General features: G+C 53.1%; 15 protein-coding genes. 8 read left to right on the plus strand and 7 right to left on the minus strand.

The annotated features are described in order from the left end of the window. Positions 1 to 164: 164 nt before the first annotated feature. Positions 165 to 986 carry a 4-hydroxy-tetrahydrodipicolinate reductase gene (gene dapB / locus NA389_RS06230; protein ID WP_000544044.1) on the plus strand — a complete coding sequence of 274 codons (822 nt, stop codon included), beginning with the start codon at positions 165 to 167 and terminating at the stop codon, positions 984 to 986. A gap of 126 nt (positions 987 to 1,112) precedes the next feature. Here the strand turns inward: dapB and NA389_RS06235 are convergent, their stop codons facing one another. After that, positions 1,113 to 1,277, minus strand: coding sequence for a hypothetical protein (locus tag NA389_RS06235; RefSeq protein ID WP_001529894.1), 165 nt, complete (start codon positions 1,275 to 1,277; stop codon positions 1,113 to 1,115). Positions 1,278 to 2,023: 746 nt separating this feature from the next. On the opposite strand from NA389_RS06235, the gene carA reads away from it, so the two are divergent. The 3 genes from carA (at position 2,024) to caiF (ending at position 7,087) form a co-directional block, all read left to right on the plus strand. Continuing rightward, the gene (carA, locus tag NA389_RS06240) at positions 2,024 to 3,172 is read left to right on the plus strand and encodes a glutamine-hydrolyzing carbamoyl-phosphate synthase small subunit (RefSeq protein WP_000597270.1); all 1,149 of its coding nucleotides are present in this window, start codon (positions 2,024 to 2,026) and stop codon (positions 3,170 to 3,172) included. An 18-nt stretch (positions 3,173 to 3,190) separates the two neighbouring features. Further along, positions 3,191 to 6,418 (plus strand): carbamoyl-phosphate synthase large subunit, encoded by a 3,228-nt coding sequence (gene carB, locus NA389_RS06245; RefSeq protein ID WP_001126323.1) that lies wholly within the window; start codon positions 3,191 to 3,193, stop codon positions 6,416 to 6,418. A 273-nt stretch (positions 6,419 to 6,691) separates the two neighbouring features. Continuing rightward, the gene (gene caiF / locus NA389_RS06250; protein WP_000333328.1) at positions 6,692 to 7,087 is read left to right on the plus strand and encodes a carnitine metabolism transcriptional regulator CaiF; all 396 of its coding nucleotides are present in this window, start codon (positions 6,692 to 6,694) and stop codon (positions 7,085 to 7,087) included. 76 nt (positions 7,088 to 7,163) lie between these two features. Here the strand turns inward: caiF and caiE are convergent, their stop codons facing one another. The 6 genes from caiE to caiT all read right to left on the minus strand — a co-directional run bounded on the left by caiE (position 7,164) and on the right by caiT (position 14,347). Then, positions 7,164 to 7,760 carry a carnitine operon protein CaiE gene (gene caiE / locus NA389_RS06255; protein ID WP_000122864.1) on the minus strand — a complete coding sequence of 199 codons (597 nt, stop codon included), beginning with the start codon at positions 7,758 to 7,760 and terminating at the stop codon, positions 7,164 to 7,166. Positions 7,761 to 7,868: 108 nt separating this feature from the next. Continuing rightward, positions 7,869 to 8,654: a crotonobetainyl-CoA hydratase gene (caiD, locus tag NA389_RS06260; protein WP_000004383.1), complete on the minus strand. Its 786-nt coding sequence runs from the start codon at positions 8,652 to 8,654 to the stop codon at positions 7,869 to 7,871. 53 nt (positions 8,655 to 8,707) lie between these two features. Then, positions 8,708 to 10,261, minus strand: a complete 1,554-nt coding sequence (gene caiC, locus NA389_RS06265; RefSeq protein ID WP_000355810.1) for a crotonobetaine/carnitine-CoA ligase — start codon at positions 10,259 to 10,261, stop codon at positions 8,708 to 8,710. A gap of 62 nt (positions 10,262 to 10,323) precedes the next feature. After that, positions 10,324 to 11,541, minus strand: a complete 1,218-nt coding sequence (gene caiB / locus NA389_RS06270) for an L-carnitine CoA-transferase (RefSeq protein ID WP_001016212.1) — start codon at positions 11,539 to 11,541, stop codon at positions 10,324 to 10,326. A gap of 111 nt (positions 11,542 to 11,652) precedes the next feature. Further along, positions 11,653 to 12,795: a crotonobetainyl-CoA dehydrogenase gene (caiA, locus tag NA389_RS06275; protein ID WP_000347134.1), complete on the minus strand. Its 1,143-nt coding sequence runs from the start codon at positions 12,793 to 12,795 to the stop codon at positions 11,653 to 11,655. A 34-nt stretch (positions 12,796 to 12,829) separates the two neighbouring features. After that, the gene (gene caiT / locus NA389_RS06280; RefSeq protein WP_000787073.1) at positions 12,830 to 14,347 is read right to left on the minus strand and encodes an L-carnitine/gamma-butyrobetaine antiporter; all 1,518 of its coding nucleotides are present in this window, start codon (positions 14,345 to 14,347) and stop codon (positions 12,830 to 12,832) included. 480 nt (positions 14,348 to 14,827) lie between these two features. On the opposite strand from caiT, the gene NA389_RS06285 reads away from it, so the two are divergent. Genes NA389_RS06285 through fixX form a run of 4 tightly spaced genes read left to right on the plus strand, consistent with a single transcriptional unit; the run spans position 14,828 to position 18,175 of the window. Further along, on the plus strand, positions 14,828 to 15,598 hold the full coding sequence (locus tag NA389_RS06285; RefSeq protein WP_000692186.1) for an electron transfer flavoprotein FixA: 771 nt from the start codon (positions 14,828 to 14,830) through the stop codon (positions 15,596 to 15,598). Between the two features lie 15 nt (positions 15,599 to 15,613). Continuing rightward, positions 15,614 to 16,555, plus strand: a complete 942-nt coding sequence (locus tag NA389_RS06290) for an electron transfer flavoprotein subunit alpha/FixB family protein (protein ID WP_001032187.1) — start codon at positions 15,614 to 15,616, stop codon at positions 16,553 to 16,555. A 49-nt stretch (positions 16,556 to 16,604) separates the two neighbouring features. Beyond that, on the plus strand, positions 16,605 to 17,891 hold the full coding sequence (locus NA389_RS06295; protein WP_001287762.1) for an FAD-dependent oxidoreductase: 1,287 nt from the start codon (positions 16,605 to 16,607) through the stop codon (positions 17,889 to 17,891). Next, entirely contained in the window at positions 17,888 to 18,175 is a 288-nt protein-coding gene (fixX, locus tag NA389_RS06300) for a ferredoxin-like protein FixX (protein WP_000203736.1), read from the plus strand. The genes NA389_RS06295 and fixX overlap by 4 nt, the downstream gene beginning before the upstream one ends. Positions 18,176 to 18,177: the final 2 nt, after the last annotated feature.

Here is an 18,177-nt window from a genome sequence, read left to right on the forward strand (position 1 = left end):
TTCTCTCCAGCAATGATTCATCCTGCGGGATGAATCATGTCTTTTACTGATATCGCTCCCTGTTTATCATTAATTTCTAATTATCGGCGATTTTAGATGGCGGCCTCCGGGCGCGCTGGTTACTCTGAAAACGGTTTACGCAATTTTTACAAAAGAGAATAGCTATGCATGAAGCACAGATCCGCGTTGCGATTGTCGGCGCCGGTGGCCGCATGGGACGGCAGTTAATCCAGGCCGCCATGGCGATGGAAGGTGTTCAGTTGGGTGCCGCGCTGGAGCGCGAAGGCTCTTCATTGCTGGGTAGCGATGCGGGCGAACTGGCAGGCGTGGGGAAAACGGACGTCATCATTCAAAGCGATCTGGCGTCGGTCAAAGATGATTTCGATGTTCTGGTCGATTTTACCCGTCCTGAAGGCACACTGGCGCATCTGGCATTCTGCCGTAAACATGGTAAAGGGATGGTGATTGGTACTACCGGCTTTGACGACGCCGGTAAACAGGCCATTCGCGAGGCGTCGCAAGAGATTGCGATCGTTTTCGCCGCAAACTTTAGCGTCGGCGTTAACGTCATGCTCAAGCTGCTGGAGAAAGCCGCGAAGGTAATGGGCGACTACACCGATATTGAAATTATTGAAGCGCACCACCGCCATAAAGTGGATGCACCGTCGGGTACGGCGCTGGCAATGGGCGAGGCAATCGCCGGGGCGCTGGATAAAGATCTGAAGGACTGCGCGGTCTACTCGCGTGAAGGTTATACCGGCGAGCGCGTACCGGGAACGATTGGCTTTGCAACCGTTCGGGCGGGCGACATCGTCGGCGAACATACCGCGATGTTTGCCGATATTGGCGAGCGCGTAGAGATTACGCATAAAGCTTCCAGCCGCATGACGTTTGCAAATGGCGCGTTGCGATCGGCATTATGGCTAAAAACGAAGAAAAATGGGCTATTTGACATGCGGGATGTGCTGGGACTGGATGTACTATAACGACTAAATACCTTCGTGATGTGGTTGTGGTAATCAAGATTAATTGATTACAAAGGGCAATATATTATTGCCCTTTTGTTTTTTGCCCCCCGGTTATTCGGTCAGATAAATAACGCCTTTCACCATTCATGTTTCGACAGTTTCTTCGCCCACGATATGTTCTGCCGTTGTTTTCGCGTTAAGAATAGTCAGTTTAAAGACATCCGGGCCAACGGCATCCATTTGCGTGACGTAATTGCCATTACGATAAATGCGGTTAATTAGTCCTTCAGGCGCATCGGTACGGGCCATTACGTTCAACGGGAAAAATACTGCCTGAACTGATGTTAGTCATATTCAGCCGCAGTGGCTTACCGTATGCAAAAGGCACCTCGACCAGACTGATAAGACTGATATCCATCGTGGGGTTAGCGCTGTTCCTCGGGGGCGTTTTATCTCTTTTGTTTCAATAGGTTAGCTTTTTTATGCTGTAGTGAGGCTGGTTGTGGTTCAATCGTATGCGCTAGTCTTAAAGAAAAAGAAGTTAGACCTTTATAGCGCGATTTTGATTCTCATTACATTATCTTAATTTGCTGTTTTTGTCGATTTTTTGATGTGTTTGGTTTGTTTTTTATTTTAACAAGTGATTGATTTTTAAATTATTTTTATCGTTAATTTGCTTTATTTTGAATTTTTATTCATTTAATGGTATTGGTGGTTATTAAATTAATTTTTATCGTTGTTTTTCGTTGTTTTAATGTGAAATTTGACCATTTGGTCCACTTTTTATCGTTCCAGTCAGCTTTTTTCGAACTCAAGGAAGCGCAAGCGTTTTCTATCGTCACTTAGTTGATCTTTTTGCCTATTAAATAGGATAACTTCCTTATAATGTGCAAAATAACATAAAAAACACCCTCTTTAAGTTGACTTTTATCCGGCTTAACTTCAGAATGCCGCCGTTTGCCAGAAATCCACGGGTAAGCAAATTTGCATTGCTTCATACTGACTGAATGAATTAATATGCAAATAAAGTGAGTGAATATTCTCTGGAGGGTGTTTTGATTAAGTCAGCGCTATTGGTTCTGGAAGACGGAACCCAGTTTCACGGTCGGGCCATTGGGGCAACGGGTTCGGCGGTTGGGGAAGTCGTTTTCAATACTTCAATGACCGGTTATCAAGAAATCCTCACTGATCCTTCCTATTCCCGCCAAATCGTCACTCTTACTTATCCCCATATTGGTAATGTCGGCACCAATGAAGCCGATGAAGAATCTTCTCAGGTACATGCACAAGGTCTGGTAATTCGCGACCTGCCGCTGATTGCCAGCAACTTCCGTAACACCGAAGACCTCTCTTCTTACCTCAAACGGCATAACATTGTGGCGATTGCTGATATCGATACCCGCAAGCTGACGCGTCTGCTGCGTGAGAAAGGTGCACAGAACGGCTGCATCATTGCAGGCGATAGCCCGGATGCGAAGCTGGCGCTGGAAAAAGCGAAAGCATTTCCTGGACTGAACGGTATGGATCTGGCGAAAGAAGTGACCACGGCGGAAACTTACCGCTGGACGCAGGGTAGCTGGACGCTGAAAGACGGTTTACCGGAAGCGAAATCTGAGGATGACCTGCCGTTCCACGTGGTGGCCTACGATTTTGGCGCCAAACGCAACATTCTACGTATGCTGGTGGATCGCGGCTGCCGCCTGACGGTGGTGCCAGCGCAGACCTCTGCTGAAGAGGTGCTGGAAATGAATCCGGACGGCATCTTCCTGTCAAACGGCCCTGGCGACCCGGCCCCGTGCGACTACGCGATTACTGCTATCCAGAAATTCCTCGAAACCGACATTCCTGTGTTCGGCATCTGCCTCGGCCATCAGCTACTGGCGCTGGCGAGCGGTGCGAAGACCGTTAAGATGAAGTTCGGCCATCACGGCGGCAACCATCCGGTAAAAGATATGGACCGAAACGTGGTGATGATCACCGCGCAGAACCACGGCTTTGCGGTGGATGAAGACTCGCTGCCAGCCAACCTGCGCGTGACCCACAAGTCGCTGTTCGACGGCACCCTGCAGGGCATTCACCGTACCGATAAACCGGCGTTCAGCTTCCAGGGCCACCCGGAAGCCAGCCCCGGCCCGCACGATGCTGCACCGCTGTTCGACCACTTTATCGAGCTTATTGAGCAATACCGTCAGTCCGCGAAATAATCAGGAGTAATAAGAGCCATGCCAAAACGTACAGATATAAAAAGCATCCTGATTCTGGGCGCGGGCCCGATTGTTATCGGTCAGGCGTGTGAGTTTGACTACTCCGGCGCTCAGGCGTGTAAAGCGCTGCGCGAAGAGGGTTACCGCGTCATTCTGGTGAACTCCAACCCGGCCACCATCATGACCGACCCGGAAATGGCCGATGCCACCTACATCGAGCCGATTCACTGGGAAGTGGTGCGCAAAATCATTGAAAAAGAGCGTCCGGATGCGGTGCTGCCGACCATGGGCGGCCAGACGGCGCTGAACTGCGCGCTGGAGCTGGAGCGGCAGGGCGTGCTCGAAGAGTTCGGCGTCACCATGATTGGCGCCACCGCCGACGCCATTGATAAAGCCGAAGACCGTCGTCGCTTCGATATCGCGATGAAGAAAATTGGTCTCGACACCGCGCGTTCCGGTATCGCGCACACTATGGAAGAAGCGCTGGCGGTTGCCGCTGATGTGGGCTTCCCGTGCATCATCCGTCCGTCCTTTACCATGGGCGGCACCGGTGGCGGTATCGCTTACAACCGTGAAGAGTTCGAAGAAATCTGCGAACGCGGTCTGGACCTCTCGCCAACCAACGAGCTGCTGATTGATGAATCGCTGATCGGCTGGAAAGAGTACGAGATGGAAGTGGTGCGTGATAAAAACGACAACTGCATCATCGTCTGCTCTATCGAAAACTTCGACGCAATGGGTATCCATACTGGGGACTCGATCACCGTGGCCCCGGCACAGACGCTGACCGACAAAGAATACCAAATCATGCGTAACGCCTCGATGGCGGTACTGCGTGAAATCGGCGTCGAAACCGGCGGTTCTAACGTCCAGTTCGCAGTGAACCCGAAAAACGGCCGTCTGATCGTTATCGAAATGAACCCGCGCGTATCCCGTTCCTCGGCGCTGGCGTCGAAAGCCACCGGCTTCCCGATTGCCAAAGTGGCCGCCAAACTGGCGGTGGGTTATACCCTCGACGAGCTGATGAACGACATCACCGGTGGCCGTACACCGGCGTCGTTTGAGCCGTCTATTGACTACGTTGTCACCAAAATTCCGCGCTTTAACTTCGAGAAATTCGCCGGTGCCAACGACCGTCTGACCACCCAGATGAAATCGGTCGGGGAAGTGATGGCGATTGGCCGCACGCAGCAGGAATCCCTGCAAAAAGCGCTGCGCGGCCTGGAAGTGGGCGCTACCGGCTTCGACCCGAAAGTCAGCCTCGACGACCCGGAAGCGCTGACCAAAATCCGCCGCGAGCTGAAAGACGCGGGCGCCGAGCGTATCTGGTACATCGCCGATGCTTTCCGCGCGGGCTTGTCTGTGGATGGCGTCTTTAACCTAACCAACATCGACCGCTGGTTCCTGGTGCAAATTGAAGAGCTGGTGCGTCTGGAAGAGAAAGTGGCTGAAGTCGGGATTACTGGCCTCAACGCCGACTTCCTGCGTCAGCTCAAGCGCAAAGGGTTTGCCGATGCGCGTCTGGCGAAACTGGCGGGCGTGCGCGAGGCGGAAATCCGCAAGCTACGCGACCAGTATGACCTGCACCCGGTCTACAAGCGTGTGGATACCTGCGCGGCGGAATTCGCCACCGATACCGCCTATATGTACTCCACTTATGAAGATGAGTGCGAAGCGAACCCGTCCGTTGATCGCGATAAAATCATGGTCCTCGGCGGCGGCCCGAACCGTATCGGCCAGGGCATCGAATTTGACTACTGCTGCGTACACGCCTCGCTGGCGCTGCGCGAAGACGGTTACGAAACCATTATGGTCAACTGTAACCCGGAAACCGTCTCCACCGACTACGACACCTCCGACCGCCTGTACTTCGAGCCGGTGACGCTGGAAGACGTGCTGGAAATCGTGCGCATCGAGAAGCCGAAAGGTGTGATCGTACAGTACGGCGGCCAGACCCCACTGAAGTTGGCGCGCGCGCTGGAAGCGGCAGGCGTGCCGGTTATCGGCACCAGCCCGGACGCCATCGACCGCGCGGAAGACCGTGAACGCTTCCAGCATGCGGTTGACCGTCTGAAGCTGAAGCAACCGGCCAACGCCACCGTCACCGCCATTGAACAAGCGGTTGAGAAGGCGAAAGAAATTGGCTACCCGCTGGTGGTACGTCCTTCTTACGTGCTGGGCGGTCGGGCGATGGAAATTGTCTACGACGAAGCCGACCTGCGTCGCTACTTCCAGACCGCAGTCAGCGTCTCTAACGATGCGCCGGTACTGCTGGACCGCTTCCTTGATGATGCGGTTGAAGTGGACGTGGACGCTATCTGCGACGGCGAAATGGTGCTGATTGGCGGCATCATGGAGCACATCGAGCAGGCTGGCGTACACTCCGGCGACTCCGCCTGTTCCCTGCCGGCCTACACGCTGAGCCAGGAAATTCAGGACGTGATGCGCCAGCAGGTGCAGAAGCTGGCTTTCGAGTTGCAGGTGCGCGGCCTGATGAACGTACAGTTTGCGGTCAAGGACAACGAAGTCTACCTGATTGAGGTCAACCCGCGCGCGGCGCGTACCGTACCGTTCGTCTCCAAAGCCACCGGCGTGCCGCTGGCGAAAGTGGCGGCGCGCGTGATGGCCGGCAAATCGCTGACCGAGCAGGGCGTGACCCAAGAAATTATCCCGCCGTACTACTCGGTGAAAGAAGTGGTGCTGCCGTTCAACAAATTCCCCGGCGTTGACCCGCTGTTAGGGCCAGAAATGCGCTCCACCGGGGAAGTGATGGGCGTGGGCCGTACCTTCGCGGAAGCGTTCGCCAAGGCACAGTTGGGCAGTAACTCCACGATGAAGAAACAGGGCCGTGCGCTGCTCTCGGTTCGCGAAGGCGACAAAGAGCGCGTGGTGGACCTGGCCGCCAAGCTGCTGAAACAGGGCTTTGAGCTGGATGCCACTCACGGTACGGCGATTGTGCTGGGCGAAGCCGGTATCAACCCGCGTCTGGTGAATAAGGTGCATGAAGGTCGTCCGCACATTCAGGACCGCATCAAGAATGGCGAATATACCTATATCATCAATACCACCGCAGGCCGCCGCGCGATTGAAGACTCCAGGGTGATTCGTCGTAGCGCGCTGCAGTATAAAGTGCATTATGACACCACGCTGAACGGCGGTTTTGCCACGACGATGGCGCTCAATGCCGATGCCACCGAGAAGGTAACCTCGGTGCAGGAAATGCACGCGCAGATCAAAAAGTCGTAAATAAAGGGGCCGGTGGATATTGCTCTAACCGGACCTGTAATATAATTCTGAAAGGGTTTCTGTAAAGAAACCCTTTTTTTATCTTGCGTAAGGTCATTCCTGGAGAAGTCCGTTTCCGTAACCACATTTTCTATGTAATAAGCACGATATTGCTCACACTAATCAATATTTAAGTCGCATACTATCTTGCATATCCACAATTTTAATATGGCTTAGTTTTTATTAGTTTGGACAGGCCGTAGCCAGATTTTTAATTTGTGAAATGGTGTGCTTATGTGTGAAAAATATGTTGAAAGACCGCTTTATTTGTTAATTGCTGACTGGATGATGGCTGAGAGCCGATGGATCACGGCCAGGGAGATTTCCCGTCAATTTGATATTGAACACTGCAAAGCAATTAATACGCTCTCCTATATTCTGTCAGAAGTGGGAGAAATTGTTTGTGAAGTGAAGATGATCCCTAACCAGATTGCAGGACGAGGCTGCCAGTGCCAGCGTCTGGTGAAAGTCGTGAGTATCGACTCTCAACTCTATCGCCGATTGAATCATAATTTGCAGGAAAGAAAAGTGAGCGTGGCGAAAGCGCCGCGACTGTCTGCCGTTCCCCCCACAGAGCTAAACCGTGAGCAGAAATGGCAGATGATGCTCTCCAAGAGTATGCGTCGATAATTGTCTGTTTACCTGCTGGCGGGGTAAACGGTAATTGACGCGTAGGCCGGATAAGCGTGAGCGCATCCGGCATCAATTACTGTGCTGATTTTGGCTTCACGTCCGTCGTGCCTTTCAGGCGCGGTCGGTTTTCTTCGACCTGCGTTAACGGCTTCGTTTCAGATAACCCCGTTCGACAGCGGACCGCAAGATCCTGATATTCTTTGGTGTTGAGGCGTTTCCAGTGCAGCTCCTGATCCGTAACCTGGCGTAGTACGCGCGCCGGTGAACCCACCAGCAGTTGCCTTGCCTCACCCTGAAATCCGGCTTTGACAAAACTCATGGCGGCGACAATGCTCTCTTCGCCAATCACTGCGCCGTCCATAATGACGCTATTCATGCCGACCAGGGCGTCCCGTCCCACTACGCAGCCATGTAGAATAGCGCCGTGGCCGATATGGCCGTTTTCATGCACGATGGTATCGGTATCGCAGTAGCCATGCATAATGCAGCCATCCTGCAGATTAGATCCTGCCTCCAGGATCAGGCGACCATAATCCCCACGCAATGACGCGAGTGGGCCGATATAAACACCGGCGCCCACGATGACATCGCCAATCAGCACGGCGCTGGGATGGACAAACGCGTCCGGATGCACCACCGGGATCAGTCCTTCAAAGGCGTAATAGCTCATAGTTGTACCTCGGTTTTTTGCCGGATGGCGGCGTAAACACCTTATCCGGCCTACGGTTGCGCATGTGCTGTAGGCCGGATGAGCGAAGCGCCATCCGGCATAGTCACATTAACGACCTTTCCACACCGGATCGCGTTTTTCGGCAAATGCCTGCGGTCCTTCGAGCGCATCTTCTGAATGCAGTACCGACGGATAATGTTTCAGTACGCCGCTGCGGATGTAGCGGTAGCCTTCTTCTACCGGCATTTCGCTGGTCGCGCGATAAATCTCTTTCAGCGCCGCGATAGCCAGCGGGGCGCTATTGACCAGTTGTTGCGCCAGTTCGCGCGCGCTATCCATCAGTTCGCTCTGGCTGACAACGCGGTTCACGACTCCCCAACGCAGCGCTTCTTCGGCGCTCATTCGTCTGCCGGTCATCACCATTTCGTTGACGATAGCCGGTGGCAGCAGCTTAGGCAGACGCAATACGCCGCCGCTGTCAGGCACGATGCCGAGCTTTGCTTCCGGCAGCGCGAAGCTGGCGTTTTCGGCGCAGACAATAAAGTCCGCCGCCAGCGCCAGCTCAAAACCGCCGCCAAACGCGTAGCCGTTCACCGCGGCGATGACCGGCTTATCGAGGTCAAATATTTCGGTTAAACCGGCAAAGCCGCCGGGACCAAAATCGGCATCCGGCGCTTCACCTTCCGCTGCCGCTTTTAAGTCCCAGCCAGCAGAAAAGAATTTCTCCCCGCCGCCGGTAATGATTGCTACGCGTAATTCCGGATCGTCACGGAAATTAAGAAAAGCTTCACCCATTGCAAAGCTGGTTTTGGCGTCAATGGCATTCGCTTTAGGTCGGTCGAGGGTAATTTCCAGGATCGGGCCGTTACGGGTCAGATGTAATGACTCACTCATAGTTCATCTCCAGATAAATAGTTTCCCGGCGGGAGGGATTCCTGCCGGAAGGTTTATTTCAGATTTTTTTTGATTATTTTTCCTGAACAGTTGCGTGGCAGGTCGGTTCTGATCTCCATAAAAGAGGGAACCTTGAACTTCGCCATATTGTTTTCGCAGAAGCTGAAAAACTCGGCTTCGCTTAATGTTTCACCTTCATTAAGGACAATAAACGCTTTAATGGCTTCATCACGGATCGCGTCTTTAATACCAACCACCACAATGTCCTGAATTTTCGGATGCGCAGAAATAATATTTTCCAGCTCGACGCAGGAGACATTTTCCCCGCCGCGTTTAATCATGTTGCAGCGTCTGTCGACAAAATAGAAATAGCCATCCTCATCCTGGTAGCCCGAATCACCGGTATGTAACCAGCCCTCTGGCTCCAGCGCCCTGGCGGTTGCCTCCGGCTGCATGTAATACTCTTTGAAGATAGTCTTGCCGGGGATGCCTTTAATACAGATTTCGCCAATTTCTCCGGCGGGCAGCGGGCGATTTTGATCGTCGCGAATTTCAGCTTCATAGCTAAAACCCACGCGACCAATGGAAGGCCAGCGCCGTTTGTCTCCGGGACGGTCGCCAATAATTCCGACAATGGTTTCAGTCATACCATAAGAGGTCAGCAGCCTGACGCCAAAGCGTTCGGTAAAGGCGTCTTTTTCCTGCGCGGATAGATTGAGATAGAACATCACTTCGCGCAGATGATGCTGCCTGTCCGTTGGCGCGGCGGGCTGGACCATCAGCGTGCGGATCATCATCGGAATGCACTCGGTCACCGTCGCCTGATATTTACGTACCTGATCCCAGAATGCCCTGGCGCTGTACTTTTCCAGGAGCACAAAGGTGCTGCCGGCGGAAAAGGCTGGCATTGCGGCGGTACACTGGCAGTCGATATGAAACGCGGGCATCACCGTCATGTACACGTCATCATCGCGCAGGGCGATTTGCCAGGCAGAGTAGTAGCCTGCAAAACGCAGGTTGTAGTGGGTAATTACCACCCCTTTAGGCCGTGAGGTGGTGCCTGAGGTAAACAGAATTTCCGCCGTATCGTCAGTGGATAACGCGGGCGTATAGCTCAGCGTGGTGGACTGGCGGGATTGCAGTTGGGTAAAGTGACTCACGCCGTCGTCAGCCGGAAGCTGCTCGCCAATCAGACAGATATGATTAAGCGGAGTGCTATTGTCCTGGCGTATTTCACGGTACATAGGATAAAACTGGGCGCTGGTAACCAGCAGACTCACCTGGCTGTTTTGCAGGATCCAGGCGCTTTCTTCGCCCAGTAAGCGGGCATTAATCGGCACCATAATGGCGCCGATTTTTGCCAGTCCAAACCAGCAAAAGATGAATTCCGGACAGTTATCCAGATGCAGCGCGACCCTATCACCCTTGCGGATCCCTAAGGAGTAAAAAAGGTTCGCCGTGCGGTTAATCTCTTCATTGAGCGAAGCATAGCTAAACTGCCGAACGATTCCCTCACAGGATTCGAAAATTAACGCCGTTTTATCTCCGTACACCCCGGCCAGGTCGTCCCACATCTGACGTAAGTTTTGTCCGCCAACGATATCCATATTGCTTTATCCACTGAAATCAGGCGTGAGCGCTAACCGGAAAACCGATTAGCGCATCGCGTTTAATCCTCAACTTTGGCCAGGCCTTTGCCGACCAGTTCCTTAATATCTGCTTCGCTATAACCAATGTTTTTCAGAATGGCGGCGGTATCCATGCCGTGTGACGGCATGCCACGCCAGATTTTCCCCGGGTTGTTTTTAAATTTCGGCATGATGTTCGGCCCCTTACAGGTGCGACCGTCCATTGTTTGCCACTGAGTAATCGATTCGCGGGCAACGTACTGCGGATTACCTTCCAGTTCCGGAATGGTGAGCACCTTCGCACAGGCGATATTCAGCTCAGCAAAGCGCGCCTGAACGTCGGCGATAGTGTGTGTTGCCAGCCAGGCGTCCAGTTTCTCTTCGACGAGCGGGCCGTAAGGGCATTCCACGCGATGGATGAGCTGCGTGCCTTCCGGAACTTCCGGCGTACCGAGAATGTGGGCCAGGCCAATATCTTTAAAACACTCGTTGATTTGCGTGATGCCGACCAACTCCATGACGATGTAACCATCGGCGCATTTATACAGGCCGCAACCGGCGTAGTAGGGGTCTTTCCCTTTCGTCATACGTGGACAGATTTCGCCGCCGTTGAAGTAGTCCATCATGAAGTACTGACCCATGCGCAGCATCACTTCGTACATGGCGATATCGATGCTTTCACCTTTACCCGTTTCGCGTACTTTGTGCAGAGCTGCCAGCGCGGCTGTCGTCGCGGTCATCCCGGAGAAGTAATCGGCGGTATACGGGAAGGCTGGCATCGGCTGATCAACGTCGCCGTTTTGGATCAGATAACCACTGAATGCCTGCGCGATGGTGTTATACGCCGGAAGATTGGTGTACTCCTCGGTACCATACTGGCCGAAGCCGGAAAGGTGGGCAATGACCAGTTTCGGGTTATGTTCCCACAGCACTTCATCAGTAATACCACGGCGGGCAAAGGCCGGGCCTTTACTGGCTTCAATGAAAATATCGGTGGTTTCCATCAGTTTCAGAAACGCTTCCCGACCTTCATCTTTGAAAATATTCAGCGACAGGGCGTGCAGGTTGCGGCGTGAGAGCTGCGGGTAGTTAGGCTGTACGCGGATGGTATCGGCCCATGCGACGTTTTCAATCCAGATAACCTCGGCGCCCCATTCGGCGAACATCTGTCCGGCGAATGGACCGGCGATTTCGATTCCTGAAAAAACAACGCGTACCCCAGCAAGCGGGCCAAAGGTTGGCATTGGTAAATGATTCATCATTTTTCTCCTGGCATTTTTTGCGGTATGTAGGCCGGATAAGCACAGCGCCATCCGGCATGATTGCCTGATGGCGACGCCCCGCGTCTTATCAGGCCTACAAGGGATCGATTAGCGGTATTGCTTAAGTACCGCACGACCCAACGTCAGGATCTGCATTTCATCAGAACCACCAGAAACACGGTCAACGCGCAGGTCACGCCAGAAACGCGTGATGCGGTGGTTGCCCGCGATACCAACACCTCCCAGTACCTGCATGGCGGTGTCTACCACTTCAAACGCGGCGTTGGCGCAGAAGTATTTGCACATTGCCGCGTCGCCGGAGGTAATCGTGCCGTTATCCGCTTTCCACGCGGCTTCCAGCAGCATATTTTTCATGGAGTTCAGTTTGATCGCCATATGCGCAAACTTCTCCTGAATCAGCTGGAAACGACCAATAGCTTCACCAAACTGCACGCGCTGATTAGCGTAACGCGCAGCGTCTTCAAAAGCGCACATTGCAGTACCGTAGTTGGTCAGCGCGACGAGGAAGCGCTCATGGTCAAACTCTTCTTTCACGCGATTGAAGCCGTTACCTTCCCGACCGAACATGTCTTTCTCGTCCAGTTCAACGTCGTCAAAGGTGATTTCACAGCAGCTATCCATGCGCAGACCGAGTTTCTCCAGTTTGTTGACCTTGATACCTGCTTTGCTCATGTCCACAAACCACTCGGTGTAAACCGGTTTATCCGGCGATGCACCGTCTCTCGCCATGACCACGATGTACGGGGTATAGGCGCTACTGGTGATAAAGCACTTACTGCCATTGAGATAAACCTTACCATTTTTGCGTGTATAAGTGGTTTTCAGACTACCAACATCCGATCCCGCTCCCGGTTCGGTGATAGCAGAGTTCCACATCTGCTTACCGGTGCCCCGGAAGGCCATGATTTTATCAATTTGCTCCTGAGTTCCTTCACGCAGGAAAGTGTTAAAACCTCCCGGCAATTGGTACAACACGTAAGTTGGCGCGCCAAGACGTCCCAGCTCCATCCAGACGGCAGCGACGGTAACAAAACCCGCTTCCAGACCGCCGTGTTCTTCCGGGATCAGCAGGCTATCAATACCCATATCCGCCAGCGCTTTTACAAAACGCTCAGGGTAGACGCTGTCACGATCGCACTCGGCAAAATAAGCTTCCCAGTTCTCACTGGCCATCAGTTCGCGAATACCGGCGACAAACAGCTCCTGTTCGTCATTTAAGTTGAAATCCATCTTTCAGCCTCTTGATCAATTGGGTTAATAAGAATTACTTGTCTTTCCAGTGCACTTTGGCGTCTTTAATAAAGGACAGCGTCACCATAATGTTGACGAAGAACAGCGGGCATCCTCCGGCGATAATCGCGGTCTGAATCGGCTTCAACCCACCCAGCGCCAGCAGAACGATACCGATGATGCCGACCAGCACCGACCAGCCGATACGCACTAACAGAGGCGGCTCTTCACCATCGCGAACTTCACGACAGGTCGACATCGCCAGGGTGTAAGAGCAGGCGTTAATCAGCGTGACGGTGGCAATAAAGCAGAGGATGAAGAAGCCCCACATGGTGGCGGTGCTGAGCGGCAAGGCAGCCCAGGTTTCGATAATGGCGCGCGCCACGCCGTGTTGCTCAATGAGTTGCGGGATGTTGAGGATGTTTTTATCCATCAGCAGCAGCGTGTTACTGCCCAGCACTGTCCACAGGATCCAGGTAGACGCGGTCAGACCCATCACCATCCCGAAGCACAGTTCACGTACGGTACGACCACGGGAAATACGGGCCAGGAAGATACTCATCTGGATGGCGTAAATAACCCACCACGCCCAGTAGAAAACAGTCCAGCCCTGTGGGAAGCCGCCTTTACCGATGGCGTCGGTATAGAACAGCATCCGTGGCAGGTGCATTAACAGCATCCCGACGGAGTCGGTGAAGTAGTTCATGATGAAGCTGGCGCCGCTGACGATAAACACCCAGCCGAGCATCAGGAAGCTCAGGTAGCTACGCACATCGCTGGCGATTCTGACCCCTTTTTGCAGGCCGCAGGCCACGCAAATCGCGTTCAGAATGATCCAGCAGGTAATGATGATGGCATCCAATTGCAGCGTATGCGGAATACCGAACAGCCATTGCATACACTCGGTGACCAGCGGGGTAGCCAGACCGAGGCTGGTGCCCATCGCGAAGATCAGCGCCACCAGGTAGAAGTTATCGACGATGGTACCGAACAACCCTTTCGCATGCTTTTCACCGACGAGCGGTACTAGCGTGGAGCTGGGGCGGATGACATCCATCTTGCGTACAAAGAAGAAGTAGGCGAAGGCCACGGAAAGGAAGCTATAGGTTGCCCACGGTAGCGGCCCCCAGTGGAACAGGCTGTACGCCAGACCTATCTCTTTCGCGCCGGTGGAATTGGGTTCCAGGCCGAACGGCGGGGTGGAGATATAGTAGTAGATCTCAATAGAGCCCCAGAACAGAACTGCAGCGGATGTACAGGAGGCGAACATCATGAAAATCCAGCTGGCGGTGCTAAACTCCGGTTTTTCGTCACCTAATCTCTTTTTGGCATAGGGGCCAAAAACCAGCCAGAACCAGCCGAAGAGCATGACGACCATATACCATTCAAATGCCCAACCCCAGACGTTGGTGACATAACTGAATACCGCATTAATAACGACGTTAGCGGCATCAAGATCTCTGACTGTTAGCCAGCAAAGTATTCCGACAATTATTAATGGCGGAAAAAAAACCTTCGGTTCAATTCCCGATTTTTTCTTTTCATTTTTCATAAGTGAATTCCAGTGTGAAAACGAAATTTATTTAGCGTGCCAGTCCATGAACGTTTGTTTATTTATTATTAATGATTTGTTGATAAGTTTTTAACCTCTGGGACGCCTCAATGAGTAACTCATGATGGGTATTCACTTCGGGTGATTCTGTTATCTTCGTCACACTTTTTTGCGTTGATTATTTTGTGTCTAAATTTTGATTTTTGCTTTATTTATCAATTTGTTGGTTGTGGTTTTTTAACTTTTTTAAGTATCTGACGTTCAATATTGTTGAGCCAGCAAACAATATTGAAAATTTTCATATTTGGCATATTTCTTTCAATATTGGTGAGGTGCGTAACACTATTGAAAGTTACGAATATCAATGTGTGACATTTTCAATATTGGTGATTAAGGTTTTATTTCCGAATTAAAGAGCGTGATATCTGTATTTAACACCGCCGATATAAATACGTTTCCTTCATGATTTCTGGAGATGCAATGAAGATAATTACTTGCTACAAATGCGTACCTGATGAGCAGGATATTGCGATTAATAATGCTGACGGAACACTCGATTTCAGCAAAGCGGATAGCAAAATCAGCCAATATGATCTGAATGCAATTGAAGCTGCTTGCCAGTTAAAACAGCAGTTGGGAGACGCTCAGGTTGTCGCCATGAGCGTTGGCGGCAAAGCGCTGACTAATGCAAAAGGGCGCAAAGATGTCCTCTCTCGTGGCCCTGATGAACTGATTGTGGTCATTGACGATCAATTTGAGCAGGCGCTGCCGCAACACACCGCTACCGCGCTGGCCGCTGCCGCGCAAAAATCAGGTTTCGATCTGCTTATCTGCGGCGACGGTTCTTCCGATCTTTATGCTCAGCAGGTTGGTTTGCTGGTGGGCGAAGCGTTGAACATTCCGGCGATTAACGGCGTGAGTAAGATCCTCTCTCTTACCGACAGCACATTGACGGTAGAACGCGAACTGGAAGATGAAGTTGAAACGCTGAGCATCCCGCTCCCGGCGGTGATCGCGGTTTCCACCGACATTAACACCCCACAAATCCCTTCGATGAAAGCCATTCTTGGCGCGGCGAAAAAACCGGTTCAGGTCTGGTCGCCTGCGGATATCGGGCTGAACAGCGTACCCGCGTATTCCGCACAACAGGTTACCGTACCGAAGCAGCGCGAGCGTCAGCGTGTGGTGATTGAAGGTGACGGTGAAGAACAAATCGCCGCGTTTGTCGAGAATCTGCGCAAAATCATTTAATTATCAGGGGATGTTATGAACAAATTTTCCAGTGTCTGGGTATTCAGCGATACCCCTTCTCGTCTGCCCGAACTGATGAGTGGCGCGCAGGCTGTAGGTGAAAAAGTTAACGCGTTCGTACTGAACGAAGCGGACAGCGCGACAGCATGTCATTTGGGCGCGGATCATGTCTGGCTGCTCAGCGGCAAACCAGAAGACCGCATGATCGAAGACTACGCTGCTGCGATGGCTGAGACTATTCGTCAGCATAGCGAGGGCGGCGCGGTGCTGCTGCCGAATACGCGTCGGGGCAAGCTGTTGGCGGCAAAGCTGGGCTATCGCTTGTCGGCTGCGGTTTCCAACGACGCCAGCGACGTCGCCCTGCAGGATGGAAAAGCGGCGGTTAAACATATGGTCTACGGCGGTCTGGCGATAGGGGCAGAGACCATCGCTTCGCCGTTTGCCGTGATCACACTCAGCAGCGGAACGTTTGACGCACAACAACCGGATGCTTCCCGCAGCGGCGAGATGCATACCGTGCAGTGGCAGGCTCCGGCCATTACCGTGACCCGCACCGCAACCCAGGCGCGTCAGAGCAACAGCGTTGACCTCGACAAAGCGCGTCTGGTGGTCAGCGTGGGACGCGGCATCGGCAGCAAAGAGAATATCTCGCTGGCCGAAGCGCTGTGCCAGACGATTGGCGCCGAGCTGGCCTGTTCTCGCCCGGTGGCGGAAAACGAGAAGTGGATGGAGCACGAGCGCTACGTCGGTATCTCCAACCTGATGCTCAAGCCTGAACTGTATCTGGCGGTGGGGATCTCCGGGCAGATCCAACACATGGTCGGCGCCAACGGCGCGCAGACGATTTTCGCCATCAACAAAGATAAAAACGCGCCAATCTTCCAGTATGCGGATTTTGGCATCGTTGGCGATGCGCTGAAGATCCTGCCTGCGCTGACGGCTGCCTTAGCGCGATAAACCATTTCGGGCAGGATGCGAAGGTATCCTGCCGCTGACAGGAGTACGTATGTCCGAAGATATCTTTGATGCCATCATCGTGGGTGCAGGTCTGGCCGGTTCGGTTGCGGCGCTGGTGCTTGCTCGCGAAGGTGCACAGGTGCTGGTTATCGAGCGCGGCAATTCTGCTGGCGCGAAGAATGTCACCGGTGGGCGTTTGTATGCACATAGCCTGGAACGCATCATTCCCGGCTTTGCGGATCAGGCCCCCATTGAACGCATGATCACCCACGAAAAACTCGCCTTTATGACCGACAAAGGGGCGATGACGATGGATTATTGCAACGGCGAGGACGCCGCATCGTCGCAAGTTTCTTATTCCGTTTTGCGCAGTAAATTTGACGCCTGGCTGATGGAGCAGGCCGAAGAGGCGGGGGCGCAACTGATCACCGGTATTCGCGTCGATAACGTCGTTCAGCGTGATGGCAACGTCGTGGGCGTGGAAGCCGATGGCGATATTCTGGAAGCCAAAGTCGTAATCCTCGCTGACGGGGTGAATTCTCTGCTGGCTGAAAAGCTGGGCATGGCCAAACGCGTTGAGGCATCGCATGTTGCTGTCGGCGTGAAGGAACTGATCGAACTGCCGAAGTCGGTCATTGAAGATCGTTTCCAGTTACAGGGCAACGAAGGTGCCGCCTGTCTGTTTGCCGGGGCGCCAACCGATGGTCTGATGGGCGGTGGCTTCCTGTATACGAATGAAACAACCCTTTCCCTGGGGCTGGTCTGTGGACTTCATCATCTGAAAGACGCGAAAAAATCGGTCCCGCAAATGCTGGAAGATTTCAAACAGCATCCGGCAGTTGCGCCGCTGATCGCCGGTGGCAAGCTGGTGGAATATGCCGCACACGTTGTACCCGAGGCGGGAATGAATATGCAGCCTGAACTGGTGGGCGATGGCGTACTGATTGCCGGGGATGCTGCCGGCATGTGTATGAACCTCGGCTTTACCATCCGGGGTATGGATCTCGCCATATCCGCAGGCGAAGCGGCGGCGAAGACGGTGCTTTCGGCGATGAAGCGCGACGATTTTAGCAAGCAGTCGCTGGATGAATACCGTCAGCATCTGGACGAAGGCCCGATGCGCGATATGCGCATGTATCAGAAACTACCGGCTTTTCTTGATAATCCCCGCATGTTTACCGCTTATCCCGAAATGGCGGTCAATATCGCGCGCGACCTGTTCACCGTGGATGGCTCCGCGCCGGTGCCCATGCGTAAAAAAATCCTGCGCCATGCGAAGAAAGTGGGCTTCATCAACCTGATGAAAGATGGCCTGAAAGGAGTGACCGTATTATGACATCTCCCGTTAATGTGGACGTCAAACTGGGCGTCAATAAGTTCAATGTGGATGAAGACAGCCCGCACATCATTCTCAAAACCGATCCTGATAAACAGGCGCTGGAGGTGCTGATTAAGGCCTGTCCGGCGGGACTGTATAAAAAGCAGGACGACGGCAGCGTTCGTTTTGATTACGCCGGGTGCCTGGAGTGCGGAACGTGCCGGATCCTCGGCCTTGATACGGCGCTGGAAAAATGGGAATACCCGCGCGGGACGTTTGGCGTGGAGTTCCGCTACGGCTAATA

The sequence above is a fragment of the Salmonella sp. NW645 genome (genome assembly GCF_051703725.1).
Classification (GTDB): Bacteria; Pseudomonadota; Gammaproteobacteria; order Enterobacterales; family Enterobacteriaceae; genus Salmonella; species Salmonella enterica.

What these genes read in the sequence shown, in the direction of transcription:
- caiA (WP_000347134.1), bottom strand. Translation starts at nt 12,795, where the DNA reads ATGGATTTCAACTTAAATGACGAACAGGAGCTGTTTGTCGCCGGTATT.
- caiT (WP_000787073.1), bottom strand. Translation starts at nt 14,347, where the DNA reads ATGAAAAATGAAAAGAAAAAATCGGGAATTGAACCGAAGGTTTTTTTT.
- NA389_RS06290 (WP_001032187.1), top strand. Translation starts at nt 15,614, where the DNA reads ATGAACAAATTTTCCAGTGTCTGGGTATTCAGCGATACCCCTTCTCGT.
- NA389_RS06295 (WP_001287762.1), top strand. Translation starts at nt 16,605, where the DNA reads ATGTCCGAAGATATCTTTGATGCCATCATCGTGGGTGCAGGTCTGGCC.
- caiE (WP_000122864.1), bottom strand. Translation starts at nt 7,760, where the DNA reads ATGAGCTATTACGCCTTTGAAGGACTGATCCCGGTGGTGCATCCGGAC.
- fixX (WP_000203736.1), top strand. Translation starts at nt 17,888, where the DNA reads ATGACATCTCCCGTTAATGTGGACGTCAAACTGGGCGTCAATAAGTTC.
- caiD (WP_000004383.1), bottom strand. Translation starts at nt 8,654, where the DNA reads ATGAGTGAGTCATTACATCTGACCCGTAACGGCCCGATCCTGGAAATT.
- carB (WP_001126323.1), top strand. Translation starts at nt 3,191, where the DNA reads ATGCCAAAACGTACAGATATAAAAAGCATCCTGATTCTGGGCGCGGGC.
- caiF (WP_000333328.1), top strand. Translation starts at nt 6,692, where the DNA reads ATGTGTGAAAAATATGTTGAAAGACCGCTTTATTTGTTAATTGCTGAC.
- caiB (WP_001016212.1), bottom strand. Translation starts at nt 11,541, where the DNA reads ATGAATCATTTACCAATGCCAACCTTTGGCCCGCTTGCTGGGGTACGC.
- dapB (WP_000544044.1), top strand. Translation starts at nt 165, where the DNA reads ATGCATGAAGCACAGATCCGCGTTGCGATTGTCGGCGCCGGTGGCCGC.
- NA389_RS06285 (WP_000692186.1), top strand. Translation starts at nt 14,828, where the DNA reads ATGAAGATAATTACTTGCTACAAATGCGTACCTGATGAGCAGGATATT.
- NA389_RS06235 (WP_001529894.1), bottom strand. Translation starts at nt 1,277, where the DNA reads ATGGCCCGTACCGATGCGCCTGAAGGACTAATTAACCGCATTTATCGT.
- caiC (WP_000355810.1), bottom strand. Translation starts at nt 10,261, where the DNA reads ATGGATATCGTTGGCGGACAAAACTTACGTCAGATGTGGGACGACCTG.